13 protein-coding genes are annotated in these 12,916 nt (G+C 60.8%); 3 read left to right on the top strand and 10 right to left on the bottom strand.

Features of this window, described 5'->3' with window-relative positions:
• Window positions 1-34: 34 nt before the first annotated feature.
• Window positions 35-343 carry a hypothetical protein gene (locus tag NTD84_RS01015; RefSeq protein ID WP_262162855.1) on the bottom strand — a complete coding sequence of 103 codons (309 nt, stop codon included), beginning with the start codon at window positions 341-343 and terminating at the stop codon, window positions 35-37.
• A 228-nt stretch (window positions 344-571) separates the two neighbouring features.
• Between NTD84_RS01015 and yegS the strand changes: the two genes are divergently transcribed.
• On the top strand, window positions 572-1,489 hold the full coding sequence (gene yegS / locus NTD84_RS01010) for a lipid kinase YegS (protein WP_262162853.1): 918 nt from the start codon (window positions 572-574) through the stop codon (window positions 1,487-1,489).
• On the opposite strand, the gene NTD84_RS01005 is transcribed toward yegS, so the two are convergent.
• The 3 genes from NTD84_RS01005 to NTD84_RS00995 all read right to left on the bottom strand — a co-directional run bounded on the left by NTD84_RS01005 (window position 1,473) and on the right by NTD84_RS00995 (window position 3,816).
• Complete coding sequence (locus NTD84_RS01005) at window positions 1,473-2,132, bottom strand: response regulator transcription factor (protein WP_262162851.1); 660 nt, start codon at window positions 2,130-2,132, stop codon at window positions 1,473-1,475. The two genes, yegS and NTD84_RS01005, sit on opposite strands and share 17 nt — an antisense overlap.
• A complete protein-coding gene (locus tag NTD84_RS01000) occupies window positions 2,129-3,022 on the bottom strand; it encodes a sensor histidine kinase (protein ID WP_262162923.1) in 894 nt (297 codons plus the stop codon). Before NTD84_RS01000 ends, NTD84_RS01005 begins: the two co-directional genes overlap by 4 nt.
• Before the next feature lie 314 nt (window positions 3,023-3,336).
• Window positions 3,337-3,816 carry a hypothetical protein gene (locus NTD84_RS00995; RefSeq protein ID WP_262162850.1) on the bottom strand — a complete coding sequence of 160 codons (480 nt, stop codon included), beginning with the start codon at window positions 3,814-3,816 and terminating at the stop codon, window positions 3,337-3,339.
• A 463-nt stretch (window positions 3,817-4,279) separates the two neighbouring features.
• Here NTD84_RS00995 and NTD84_RS00990 point away from each other — a divergent pair, with 463 nt between their 5' ends.
• Window positions 4,280-5,215 (top strand): chemotaxis protein CheV, encoded by a 936-nt coding sequence (locus tag NTD84_RS00990; protein WP_262162848.1) that lies wholly within the window; start codon window positions 4,280-4,282, stop codon window positions 5,213-5,215.
• A 192-nt stretch (window positions 5,216-5,407) separates the two neighbouring features.
• Window positions 5,408-6,214 carry an MOSC domain-containing protein gene (locus tag NTD84_RS00985; protein WP_262162846.1) on the top strand — a complete coding sequence of 269 codons (807 nt, stop codon included), beginning with the start codon at window positions 5,408-5,410 and terminating at the stop codon, window positions 6,212-6,214.
• A gap of 70 nt (window positions 6,215-6,284) precedes the next feature.
• On the opposite strand, the gene NTD84_RS00980 is transcribed toward NTD84_RS00985, so the two are convergent.
• The 6 genes from NTD84_RS00980 to atuC all read right to left on the bottom strand — a co-directional run bounded on the left by NTD84_RS00980 (window position 6,285) and on the right by atuC (window position 12,915).
• Window positions 6,285-6,569: a pyrimidine/purine nucleoside phosphorylase gene (locus tag NTD84_RS00980; RefSeq protein ID WP_017339983.1), complete on the bottom strand. Its 285-nt coding sequence runs from the start codon at window positions 6,567-6,569 to the stop codon at window positions 6,285-6,287.
• A gap of 69 nt (window positions 6,570-6,638) precedes the next feature.
• Window positions 6,639-7,181: an exonuclease domain-containing protein gene (locus tag NTD84_RS00975; protein ID WP_262162841.1), complete on the bottom strand. Its 543-nt coding sequence runs from the start codon at window positions 7,179-7,181 to the stop codon at window positions 6,639-6,641.
• A gap of 71 nt (window positions 7,182-7,252) precedes the next feature.
• The gene (locus NTD84_RS00970; protein WP_262162840.1) at window positions 7,253-9,214 is read right to left on the bottom strand and encodes an acetyl/propionyl/methylcrotonyl-CoA carboxylase subunit alpha; all 1,962 of its coding nucleotides are present in this window, start codon (window positions 9,212-9,214) and stop codon (window positions 7,253-7,255) included.
• A 108-nt stretch (window positions 9,215-9,322) separates the two neighbouring features.
• The gene (locus tag NTD84_RS00965) at window positions 9,323-10,120 is read right to left on the bottom strand and encodes an enoyl-CoA hydratase/isomerase family protein (protein WP_262162839.1); all 798 of its coding nucleotides are present in this window, start codon (window positions 10,118-10,120) and stop codon (window positions 9,323-9,325) included.
• A complete protein-coding gene (gene atuD, locus NTD84_RS00960; RefSeq protein ID WP_262162838.1) occupies window positions 10,117-11,274 on the bottom strand; it encodes a citronellyl-CoA dehydrogenase in 1,158 nt (385 codons plus the stop codon). The genes NTD84_RS00965 and atuD overlap by 4 nt, the downstream gene beginning before the upstream one ends.
• A 24-nt stretch (window positions 11,275-11,298) precedes the next feature.
• The gene (gene atuC, locus NTD84_RS00955) at window positions 11,299-12,915 is read right to left on the bottom strand and encodes a geranyl-CoA carboxylase subunit beta (protein WP_262162837.1); all 1,617 of its coding nucleotides are present in this window, start codon (window positions 12,913-12,915) and stop codon (window positions 11,299-11,301) included.
• Window position 12,916: the final 1 nt, after the last annotated feature.

Genomic DNA, 12,916 nt, shown 5'->3' with positions numbered 1-12,916 from the left:
CATCGAGCCGGGTTTTTGCGTTTATAGCGGCCTGTCATCGAGCGAGAAGGGTCACCAACTGATCGAAGCGGCTGTTGGCTATCCATCCCAGGAGGCCGAGGACCACGGCGGTACCACCGGCCGAGTAGGCGAGTCTGTGTTTGATGGATTTGACGTCACCCCGGACTTCTTCCATGCCCCTGCGGATGTATTTGAGGTGCGTTTCGAGTTCAAGGACGCGAGGTTCCATATCAACTTCTCCAGTGGGTGTTGCTTTGTTGTTCAGTTCTGCTCGATAGACCGCCCGCCGTTCGGCGAGTGGCGCGACCGGCGCGCTCGTTAACCTGGTGTCATGGCTCTGCATGGTACGTCCCTGTAATTGCTGCTGATGACCTTTAAAAACCTGATCGCCAAGTTGTACCAATCACCCTTGCGGGTCAATTGAGCCGATTCATCACGTTTTGTAAGAAAAAATCCCACTGTGTAGGACGTCGTTTCCGTTCGAGTTGAAATAATTCATATTTTTCCCGACTTTTATGGGGCGTGATGAGGTCACATTTGCCATACGGAATTCAAATAGGGAGTGACCGCAATGGGCGAACGAAAGGCACTGTTGATTCTGCACGGCAAACAGGCGCTCAACGAAGAGGTCCGCGCGGCCGTCCAGGACAGACGGGCAATGGGCTGGGAGTTGGCCGTTCGCCTGACCTGGGAGGCCGGCGACGCGCAGCGGTGCGTGGATGAAGCGCTGACGGCAGGCTATACGCGAATCATTGCCGGTGGCGGTGATGGGACGTTACGGGATATTGCCGAGGCCATGGCCGCGCATTCGGCGCAGGCCAGTCTGGTGCTGATGCCGCTGGGGACCGCCAATGATTTTGCCCGCGCTGCCGGCGTGCCGCTGGAGCCTGCACGAGCCCTGGATCTCTTGGATGTTGAGCCGCGTGCCATCGATCTCGGCGAGGTCGGCGGGCAGGTGTTCCTGAACATGGCCACGGGCGGCTTTGGCAGCCAGGTCACCGCGAACACTTCGGAAGACTTGAAAAAAGTGCTGGGTGGCGCCGCTTACCTGTTCACCGGTCTGTCACGCTTCAGTGAGTTGCACGCGGCCTATGGCGAATTGCATGGCCCGGATTTTCAGTGGAGCGGCGAGCTGTTGGCATTGGGCATCGGCAATGGCCGGCAGGCGGGCGGTGGCCACATGTTATGCCCGCAGGCACTGGCGGATGACGGCCTGCTGGATATCAGCATTCTGCCTGCGCCGCAGGAACTGGTCGGAACGTTGAGGAACCTGCTTTCCGATGGCTTCGGCATCGACAGCATGTTTGTGCGTGCGCGCTTGCCCTGGGTCGAGATCAAGGTGTCGGAAGGTCTTTACATCAACCTCGATGGCGAGCCGCTGGAAGGTGACAGCCTGCGCTTCTCGGCGCGTCCGGCGGCGTTGCGGGTGCACTTGCCCGAGCACTCACCGTTGCTGAGCGTTCCAGTCGCGATCAATCGTCCAGGCTGATGATCTGCTCACGCACGGCGAACAGCACCAAACCGGCGACGTCGTAGATCTGCAGGCGTTTCATGACCTGCGAGCGGTGGGTTTCAACGGTCTTGATGCTCAGGCCGAGGCCGTTGGCGATTTCCCGGGTGGATTTGCCGCGCACGATCAGCCGCAGGATTTCCAGCTGGCGCGCCGTCAGGTTGTGGGAGTCGGCCGGTTCCGACGCGTGCTTCTGGTTGCGGGTCAGCGCCTGAGTGATGACTGTATGGGCGATCGCGGGGCTCAGGTAGCGCTCGTTATTGCGCAAGGCATGCAGGGCATGTTCGAGTTCAGTGGCCGTGGTGTCCTTGAGCAGGTAGCCGTGGGCGCCGGACTCCAGCGCCTGCATTATCATCGCCGGGTCGGTGTGCATCGACAGGATCAACACTTTGCTGTGCGGGCGTACGCGTTTGAGACGCTGCAACGCCTCAAGACCACCGGTTTCCCTCATGGAAATGTCCAGCAGCACAATGTCCGGCGACAGCCGCTCGACCATCTCGAGCAACTGCGAGCCGTCATTGGCCTCGCCGATTACCGCGTAGCCGGGGATATCCAGCACCAAAGCGCGCACGCCAGCCCTGATCAGCGAGTGGTCATCCACCAGAAGTAAGTTACAAGTCAATGCAAAACCTTATCCGTACTGGCCCGCTCCAGCGCACGTGGCGCCCACGGGAAGAGAGCTTCGATTTGAGTGCCTTGGCCCGGCTCGCTGGTCACCCGCAGCGTGCCGCCCAATTGGTCGATCCGTTCCGACATCCCGGCCATCCCACGTTGCCCTTCGCGGCCCGGATCGGACGCCGGTGCGAAACCCCGGCCGTCGTCGCTGATCAACAGTGCCAGGCCCAGCGGCAGGCGTTGCAGGCGAACCAACAGGTTTTTCGCTTCGGCGTGACGCAAGATATTGGTCACCGCTTCCTGCGTAATGCGGAACGCCGCCACGGCCATTTCTTCCGGTATGCCGGTGAGGCGTGAGTGGCATTCCAGGCTCCAGTGCACCGACGTATTGGCCAGTGTCTTGAGCAGGTGCGCACGCAGACTGGCTTCCAGCCCGAGGCTGGTCAGTTGCCGGGGGTTGAGGATGGCCGATACATCGCGAACTTTGGTCAGGGTTTCTTCGAGTGTGTCGCAGAGCACCGTGCATTGCTCTTGCAACTCTTCGGGCATCCGGCGCCTGAGCCAATCACTTTGAAGTTTTGCCGCGGTCAGCAATTGGCCGATATCGTCATGCAGTTCCCGACTGAGGCGGTGGCGTTCGTTTTCCTGAACCTTCAATAACCGGTCGGCCAGCTCCTGGGGTTCGAACTTTATCGACGTGCGCGAGAGGGAATGCTGAACCCAGACGCATGCCAGCGCTGCGATGCTAAGCAGCAGCAAACTCAACGGCAGGGGAGTGGACAGGGCATAGGTTGCCAGGCTGCCAAACGCCGAACAGGTACACAGCAATAGCGTGAACCGGCGCGCGTTTTCTCGGAAAGGTGGCCACGTGGTGATTGACTTGAGGCTGGCGTACATAGCGGATGGAGCCAATGGATGTTCGCTGCGGGCAGACCCGAAGGGTCCGTGTCTGATTCACACTGCCATTAATTGACGTCAACTAATGGTCGCCATAATAGCACTTAAGATACCGTTGGTCGCGTTCGGTATATAGACCTGTACAGGCAGGAATTCAGGGGGCTGGACGTTAGTTCCACAATGGAAAAAAGTATGCCCGAAGAAGGGTATAGCGAACTGTCGTTGACAGGTATGAAGTATCCAATTGCGACATGAGCGCGCTCAAATCGACAGTGGCGTCATGACAATAAGACTACGAACACCGCAAAGTTGAATTATGCCTGGCGCTCTGAAGCTCTAGAGTAAGAAACGAGCCTGAACGGTTTTGAATTAGCCGGTGGATGAAACTGGCTTTGTCCGACCTGAAACGCAAAGGCTTCGATCAGGGAGGTCTGTTCGCTGTCATCCAGGCCGAGTTGGCCGGTGGTCTGATCGATCAGCTCGAGCTGCCACGCCATCAGGGTGAAGCAATCTTTCAATGCGTTGAGCGCCTGCTCATGCAGGTCCACATGCTGCTGAGCATGATTCAGCAGGCCATGGATATGCAGTGAAAACTCCGAAACGGCCACCAACGCCAAGGCGTCCGCCTTGCTGGCGAGCCTGAGCAGGGTGCTCATCATGCAGTCGATGGCATCCTTGTCATTGCTGATCAGCTGCAAATGACTCAGGCATTCCTCGGATTTGGCCAGGAGTGTTTCAGCCTCGACGAGAAACTCCGGGAGCCGCTGGGCCCACTCTTTACGGTCGCTAGGCATGTTTATCTCCACAACGTCATGTCGAATGAGGGAATGTCGTGTGTGCCCGTGAGGACGATCGGAGTCCCGGCGTTGCCGTGCCAAGGTGAGATCGCACTCCGGCTGGCGCGGAGGCAGGCTGGGGAGTTCGTGAGGGTGGATGGCCACTGACCTGCGATCGCACACAAAAGCCTGACTCCATTCATGCAATGAGAATGGCGTCACATTAATGGCTATTGGATATTGCGAATATCAGGTTGGTCCTGATTGTTGCTAGGGGAATCCCTTACGCACAGGAACTTAACGCGCAAACCGTGGTCGCGCAGCAGAGATTGAAGCAGATGAATCGAGTGGCCAGTAAAACATGATGTTAATGTGACATCAATGCCTGAGCGTGGCATTTTGTGCGGGGGTCAAGCTCCGGCAAGAACAGCCGATAACTCCTTTTAGTGAATTTCATCAGAACCAAGCCCAGGAGTCATTGATGGCCGGCATTCTCGACACGGTAGACCAACGCACGCAACTGGTGGGTGAGAATCGCCTGGAAATTCTCATGTTTCGGCTCGCAGGGCGGCAATTGTTCGCGATTAACGTATTCAAAGTGCAGGAAGTGTTGCAACTGCCGAAGCTGACCCTGATGCCCCAGCGCCACCCGTTTGTCTGCGGCGTGGTCAACCTGCGTGGCCAGACGTTGCCGGTGATTGACCTGTCCCAGGCGATTGGCATGCGCCCGCTGGTGCCCAGCCCGACTAGTACGATCATCGTCACTGAATACAACCGCTCGGTGCAGGCGTTCCTGGTCGGTGGCGTGGACCGTATCGTCAACATGAACTGGGAAGCCATCCTGCCGCCGCCGACCAGTGCCGGCCGCCAGCATTACCTGACCGCGATCAGCAAAGTCGACGATCAACTGGTGGAAATCATCGACGTCGAAAAAGTCCTGGCTGAAATCGTCCCGTACAGCGCCAAGGTCTCTCGCGAAAAGCTCGACGATCCGGTGCTGGAACGCGCCCGTGGCCGCGAAGTGCTGCTGGTGGATGACTCCAACGTGGCACTGTCGCAACTGCGCGACACCCTCGGCCAGTTGGGGGTGAAAATGCACATCGCCAGCGACGGCCTGAAAGCGCTGAACATGCTCAAGAGCTGGGCCGACACCGGCGTCAACATGACCGACAAACTGCTGATGGTCTTCACCGACGCAGAAATGCCGGAAATGGACGGCTATCGCCTGACCACCGAGATTCGTAACGATCCGCGTCTGCGGGGTCTCTATGTGGTGTTGCATACGTCGCTGTCCGGCAGCTTTAACGACTCGATGGTCAAGAAGGTCGGCTGCGACAACTTCCTCTCCAAATTCCAGCCGGACAAACTGGTCGAAGTGGTGCGCCAGCGCCTGATGCTCGACGCAGTGCCGGCCTGATAACACCACAATTTGCTTGTGGCAGCGGGCTTGCTCGCGAAGGCTGATTAACATTCAACATTGATGTCGACTGTTGCACCGCCTTCGCCAGCGAGCCCGCTCCCGCAAAAGTGCACATGGAGCGTTTTTCAGTCTTTGATTCAGCGATCAAGCTCGTATAGGGTGGCATTTTTACCCACCAGGGAGCTGTCCATGCTGCGTCTGAGCGCGCTTTATCGTTTTCCGTTGAAATCCTGCAAGGCCGAGCCTTTGCAACAGATCAGCCTCGACAAGCTGGGTCTGGACGGCGATCGACGCTGGATGCTGGTGGACGAGGCCAGCGGGCGCTTCCTGACTCAGCGCGTCGTGGGCAAGATGAGTCAATTGTCGGCGTTGTGGAATGCCCGCGGCGGCTTGACCCTCAGTGGTCCGGGGCAGTCGGCAATCGAGGTTGCCATGCCCGCCAGCAGCGCTGACCTGCGCGGCGTCACCATTTTCAGCGACAGTCTGCGTGTGCCCGATGCCGGCGATGAGGCCGGTGCCTGGGTCAGCGAATTCATCGGCAAGCCGACGCGACTGGTGCACATCCCACTGGACCGTGCGCGCACTACCCAGGCCGGCTACGGCAAGGACGATGACAAGGTGGCCTTCGCTGATGGTTTTCCGCTGTTGCTGATTGGTCAGGCGTCTCTGGAGGATTTGTCGCACAAGGTTGGCCGTTCGCTGGAAATGCTGCGCTTTCGACCGAATTTGGTCATCGAGGGCAGCGAGGCGTACGCCGAAGATGGCTGGAAGCGTATCCGCATCGGCGACGTCGAGTTCCGCGTGGTCAAGCCCTGTTCGCGCTGCATCCTGACCACAATCGACCCGCAGACCGGGCTGCGCAGCGAAGACCGTGAACCCCTCGCAACCCTGCAGAAATACCGGGCTCGGGAAGACGGTGCGATGTTCGGCCAGAACCTGGTCAATGACGGTAATGGCCGACTCGAAGTCGGCATGCCGGTCACCGTGCTGGAGTAAACGCCCCAGTATGAAAAATGCCCGTGTCCAAGGACACGGGCATTTTTTTAGGCGATGAAAACCCGCGGTGTCAGCCGCGGTATTCGCACAGGTACGCGGTGTCGACGGCCACTTTCAGCTGGAACTTGCTGTTGGCAGGTACGTTGAACTGGCTGCCGGCTTCGAAGGTTTCCCAGTCGGTGCTGTCAGGCAGTTTGACGGTCAGGGCGCCGGTCACCACGTGCATGATTTCACGCTGGCTGGTACCGAATTCGTATTCGCCCGGAGCCATGACGCCGATGGTCGCCGGACCTTCAGCGGTGCCAAAGGCGATCGACTTGACGGTGCCGTCGAAGTACTCGTTGACTTTAAACATGGGCGATTCCTCGAAAAGGACTAAAAAGGGCCGGCCAGTATGCACAAGGCCCTCGGCGGCGTCATCTCTCTAGAACGGCAGAACCAGCGGTAACAGGCGTGCTGTATTACGCGCATCCTCCAGCGCCCGGTGCTGCTGGCCACTGAACTGCATGCCCGCCAGTTGCAGCGCACCATTTAGCCCCAGCGGGCGTTCCAGCCTGCGGGCCTTGGCAAAGCGCTGCTTGAGGTTCATGTGCGGTACGCGGCTCAGTTCGCTGTCGAGTTGCAGGTGCTGCCATTCCTGAAGCAGTTGTTGGCGATCGTAATCGCCCCAACTGGCCCAGCCTTCAAGGCGTGAGTGATGTTGCCCGAGCCAGCGTTCGAAGGCCGGCCAGACCTCGGTCAATGGCAGCGCTGTGTCGATATTGGCTTGGGTGATGTGGGTCAGTTCCCGGCAAAACGGCGTGAGCAGAGGCCGACGCAACGGCCGCACGAAGCGCTGAAAGTGATCCAGCTCACGACCCTGGCGGTCCACCAGCGTCGCGCCGATTTCGATGATTTCCATTTCCGTGACCGGCCAGCCGCCTTCATCAGTGGTGGCTTCCAGATCAATGACCAGCCAGTGAGGCATTGCAGGGTTCCTGATATCCGCGTCCTGATAGGGCTTGAGCGTAGCCAAACCCGGCGGATCCGCCTAGCGGGTTATTCGACCTCCAACAAAATCTGACGATTTTTCACCTGATCGCCGACCCGGACCTGCAAGCGTTTGAGCACGCCGTCGATGCCTGACTTCAGCGGATGCTCCATTTTCATGGCTTCCAGCACCACCAGCAGTTGACCCTTGCGGACCGGACTGCCTTCAGCGACCAGCACGTCGACGATCGCGCCGTCCATCGGTGCCTTCAGCGTGCCGGAGCTGACGCTGGCCTGGCTACTGACCAGCGCCTGGGTGCGATTCTCCAGCCGCAAGCTGCCGGGCCGGGTGAACAGCCAGAGTTGCCCGGTTTCGAGGCGGTAAGCATGCCGCTGGCGAACGCCATCGATTTCCAGGAGGGCCCAGCGCCCGTCGCATTCGATGACGTTCAGTTCGAGGTCCTGTGCCGCGACTTGAATCCGGTACAGTTCGCCCGGCAGTGCGCTGAATTGCACCGGCCAGTCCCGATCCTCCACACCGATGCGGTATTGCAGCGGCGCACTGGCGTTGTTGCGCCACCCGGCCAACGCGCGGGGATGAGCCTGCGCCGACGCTTGATAGAAAAGCGCCGCCGCAATTGCCAGTTCTGCGGCGCTGGGCACATGAGCCTGAAGGCAGGCAGGGTCGGCGAAATGGGTGGGAATGAACCCGGTGCTGAAGTCGCCGCTGATGAACTGCGGATGTTCCAGCAGATTGGCGAGCAAGCGTTGATTGCTCGGCAGGCCCAGCAGCACGCTGTCCTGCACCGCCCGCAGCAATTTGCGCCGGGCCTCCTCGCGGCTCGCGCCGTGGGCGATGATCTTTCCCAGCATCGGGTCATAGAACGGGCTGACGTGTTGCTCTTCAAGCAGCCCGTGGTCAATGCGTACGCCGTTCTGCAACGCGGGCTCCCAGGCGGTAATGCGCCCGGTTTGCGGGAGAAATCCCTGAGTCGGGTCTTCGGCATACAGACGCACTTCCATGGCGTGACCGTTGAGCTGCACCTGATCCTGACGCAGGGGTAACGGCCATCCTTCGGCAACGCGCAGTTGCCATGCCACCAGGTCCAGCCCGGTGATCAGTTCGGTAACGGGATGTTCCACCTGCAACCGGGTGTTCATTTCCAGAAAATAAAATTGCCCGTGGGCATCCAGCAGAAACTCCACGGTGCCGGCGCCTACATAGTTCACCGCGCGCCCGGCCTTGAGCGCCGCTTCGCCCATGGCTTGGCGCAATGGCGCGGTCATGACCGGGCAGGGCGCTTCCTCGATGACTTTCTGGTGGCGACGCTGGATCGAACAATCGCGCTCGCCGAGGTAGATCAGGTTGCCCTGTTGGTCACCGAACAGTTGAACTTCGACGTGCCGTGGATCGATCAATGCCTGTTCAAGGATCAGCTCATCGTTGCCAAAGCCATGCAGCGCTTCGGAGCGTGCGGTGCGGAGTTGCGCGAGCAACTGCGTCGCATCGTGCACCAGGCGCATGCCGCGTCCGCCACCGCCGGCACTGGCCTTGATCATCAATGGAAAACCGATGCGTTCGGCTTCGCGGCTGAGCGTCGCGTCATCCTGCTCGGCACCCTGATAGCCTTTGATGCAGGGCACGCCGGCGTCGAGCATGGCGAGTTTTGACAGGCGTTTACTGCCCATCAACTCGATGGCGTCGGGGCTGGGGCCGATGAAGGTCAGGCCGGCCTGCTGGCAGGCGCGGGCGAATTCGGCGTTTTCCGAGAGGAAGCCGTAGCCGGGATGGATCGCGTCGGCGCCCGTGCGCCGGGCTGCGTCGAGGATGGCCGGGATGTTCAGGTAGGACTGCTGCACCGGCGCCGGGCCGATGTTGACGGCTTCGTCGGCCATCCGGACGTGCAGGGCATTGGCGTCGGCATCGCTGAAGAGGGCGACGGTCCGGTAGCCCAGGCCCTGGGCGGTGCGCTGGATGCGGCAGGCGATTTCACCGCGGTTGGCGATCAGGATTTTTTTCAGGGTGGGCATGGCGGGGTTCCCCAGGTTTTTGCAGTAAATGTGAGGGCCTCTTCGTGAGCAAGCCCGCCCCACCATTGGAATGTATTCCCGGTAGGAGCCGGCTTGCTGGCGATGTTTTCAAGGCGCCCATCCCGGTTTGCGTTTCTGCACAAAAGCCATCGTCCCCTCAATCCCTTCCGCCCCGGTCACCGCTTCGCCAAACCACTGTGCGGCCTCATCCAGCGACGCATCCGACACCTGCCCGGCGCTTTTCAGCAACAGCTGTTTGGTCCGTGCATTTGCCTCCGGCGCGCAGCACAGCACATGCGCGAGGATTTCATCGAGACGCTCGGCCAGCGCTTGCGCGTCATGCTCGACAAAATGCACCAGGCCCATGCGCCGCGCCTGGGTGCCATCGAACCGGGCCGCCGTCAGGGCCAGTCGTCGTGCGAGGGTCAGACCGATGCACTGGACCACGAAGGGGGCGATCTGCGCGGGCAACACGCCGAGGCTGGTTTCCGGCAGGCCGAATTGCGCTTGATGATCCGCCAGGGCGACATCGCTGACACACGCCAGGCCCAAGCCTCCACCGAGCACCGCGCCTTGCAGCACGGTGATCACCACTTGGGGTGCGTGTTGCACGTCTTGCAGGAGTGCGCCGAAGGCCCGGTTCAAGTCGCGATAGGCGTCCGCTCCCTGAGCGCGGGCGCTGGCCATGTCCTTGATGTCGCCACCGGCGCAGAAATGCCCGCCGGCACCGCCAATGACCAGGGCCCGAATCCCCCGATCGTCGCGCACCGCCGCCAGCACCGAACGCAACTCGGCGACCATGTGCAAGCTCATGGCATTGCGGCTTTCCGGGCGGTTGAGGGTGACGTGCAGCACGCCGTTATGGGGTTCGAGCAACAGCGTCTGGCACAGCGGCAGGCTGCTCATTGCTTTTTCCCTGGCAGGATGCCCATGAGTTTGCAGATGATCCCCAGCATGATTTCATCGGCACCGCCGCCGATCGAGACCAGCCGCACATCGCGGTAGGCACGGGCCACCGGGTTGTCCCACATGAAGCCCATGCCGCCCCAATATTGCAGGCAGCTGTCGCTGACCTCGCGGCCCAGTCGCCCGGCCTTGAGCTTGGCCATCGATGCCAGGCGCGTGACGTCCTGACCCTTGATGTATTGCTCGGTGGCCTGATAGACCAGCGCCCGCAGGCATTCGATTTCGGTTTGCAACTCGGCGAGGCGGAAGTGGATGACCTGGTTGTCGATCAGCGCATTGCCGAAGGTCTTGCGCTCCTTGCAATACTCGATGGTGCTGTCGACGCAATACTCCAGACCCTTGATCATGTTCGCCGCGCCGAACAGCCGTTCCTCCTGGAACTGCAGCATCTGCATCATGAACCCCGCGCCTTCGTGGCCGATGCGGTTGCGCTGCGGTACGCGCACATTGTCGAAAAACACCTGGGCAGTTTCCGAGCTGCGCATGCCGAGCTTGTCCAGGTGCGAACTGAGGGTGATGCCCGGCGTGCTCATCGGCACCATGATCAGCGACTTGTTGATGTGCGGTTTGTCGTCCGAAGTATTGGCCAGCAGGCAGATGAAATCGGCGCTCGGCGAGTTGGTGATCCACATCTTGCTACCGTTGATCACGTAGTCGTCGCCATCCTTGCGCGCCGTGGTCTTCAGACCGGCGACGTCGGAACCGGCGCCGACTTCGGACACGCCGATGCAACCGACCTGCTCGCCGGTGATCGCCGGGCGCAGGAATTCTTCGCGCAATTCATCGGAGCCGAAGCGCGCCAGCGCCGGGGTGCACATGTCGGTCTGCACGCCGATGGACATCGGGATCCCGCCGCAATGGATGGTGCCGAACTCTTCGGCGGCGACGATCGAATAGCTGTAGTCGAGCCCCATGCCGCCGAATTTTTCCGGTTTGGAAATCCCCAGCAAACCGAGGTCGCCGGCCTTGCGAAAGATTTCATGGATGGGGAAACGCTCGGCCTTTTCCCATTCATCGACGTGCGGGTTGATCTGGTGATCGACGAATTGGCGGACGGTGCGGCGCAGTGCTTCGTGTTCCTGGGTGAAGATCATTTTTATTGTTCTCCTGGAGCCGGTTCAGAACCGGGCTACGCCAAAGCTGTTGGGTTGCAGCGGCCGCATGTCCGCCTCATGACAAATGTCCAGCAAGTACCCCAGCAGGGTCCGGGTGTCCCGTGGGTCGATCAGGCCGTCGTCCCACAGGCTGGCGCTGCCGTACAGCGCGGTGGACTGGCTGTCGAGTTTTTGCGCGGTGACCTGCTCCAGCATGTCGAGCATTTTCGGGTCGGGCACCAGGCCGTCCTTCAGTTGCTTGGCCTCGGTGACGATGCGCAGCACCTTGCCAGCCTGGGCACCGCCCATCACCGCCGTGCGGCTGTTGGGCCAGGCGAAGATGAAGCGCGGGTCGAGGCCGCGACCACACATGGCATAGTTGCCGGCGCCATAGGAGCCGCCGACGACGATGGTCAGTTTCGGCACCCGCGCATTGGCCACCGCCTGGATCATCTTGGCGCCGTGCTTGATCACGCCTTGTTGTTCCGACTCGGTGCCGACCATGAAGCCGGTGGTGTTGTGGAAGAACAGCAGCGGCGTGCGGCTCTGGTCACACAGCTGAATGAACTGCGCCGCCTTGCTCGCGCCTTTGGGCGTGATCGGGCCGTTGTTGCCGATGAAGCCACAGGCACGGCCCTCGATCTGCAGGTGACCACAAACGGTCTGTTGATCGAACTCGCTTTTGAACTCGAGGAAGCTGGAACCGTCGGCGATCCGCGCGATGATTTCGCGAACGTCGTAGGGCTTTTTCGGATCGTCGGGAATCAGTCCGAGCAGTTCGTCGATCGGGTAAAGCGGTGCGTCCCAGCGACGTTCGGGCAGCCACTGCAGTTGGTCGTTCCACGACAACACACTGACAATCTCCCGGACCTGACGCACGCCATCAGCATCGTTCTCGGCCAGGTATTCAGCGGTGCCCGCAGTTTGCGCGTGCATCTCGGCGCCGCCGAGTTCTTCATCGGTGGCGACTTCGCCTGTGGCGGCCTTGAGCAATGGCGGGCCGGCGAGAAACAACTTGGCCTTGCCGCGCACCACCACCACGTAATCCGACAACCCCGGCTGATACGCACCGCCCGCCGTGGCCGAGCCGTGGACCACGGTGATCTGCGGCAACCCCATCGCCGACATCCGTGCCTGATTGGCAAAACTGCGCGCGCCTTCGACGAAAATCTCCGCCGCATAATTGAGGTTGGCGCCACCACTTTCGGCGAGGGTGATCACCGGCAGTTTGTTTTCCATGGCGATCTGTTGCAGGCGCAGGGACTTTTTCAGGCCGCTGGGGGAAATCGTCCCGCCCTTGATTGCACTGTTGTTGGCGACCACCAGGACGCGCGCGCCGGACACGTAGCCAATCCCCGCGATCAAGCCGCCGCCCGCCGCGCTGCCGTCCTTGTCGTCGTGCAATTTATAGCCGGCCAGGCTGGCCAGTTCGAGAAACGGCGCGCCGGGGTCGAGCAACAGGTTGAGGCGTTCACGGGGCAGCAACTGCCCGCGCTTGTCGAACTTCGGTTTGGCCTCGGCGGCTTTGTTCAGCAGGTTTTGTTCGAGCTGGCGGACGTGCTCGATGGCGGCCAGCATCGCTGCGCGGTTGCGGGCGAACGGCCCACTGAGCGGGTCGATGTGCGACTGGATCACCGGCATG

This window comes from Pseudomonas sp. 14P_8.1_Bac3 (assembly GCF_025466085.1).
GTDB lineage: Bacteria > Pseudomonadota > Gammaproteobacteria > Pseudomonadales > Pseudomonadaceae > Aquipseudomonas.
Note: the sequence above shows the minus strand (reverse complement) of the source record. Positions and strands in the feature narration are given on the sequence as shown.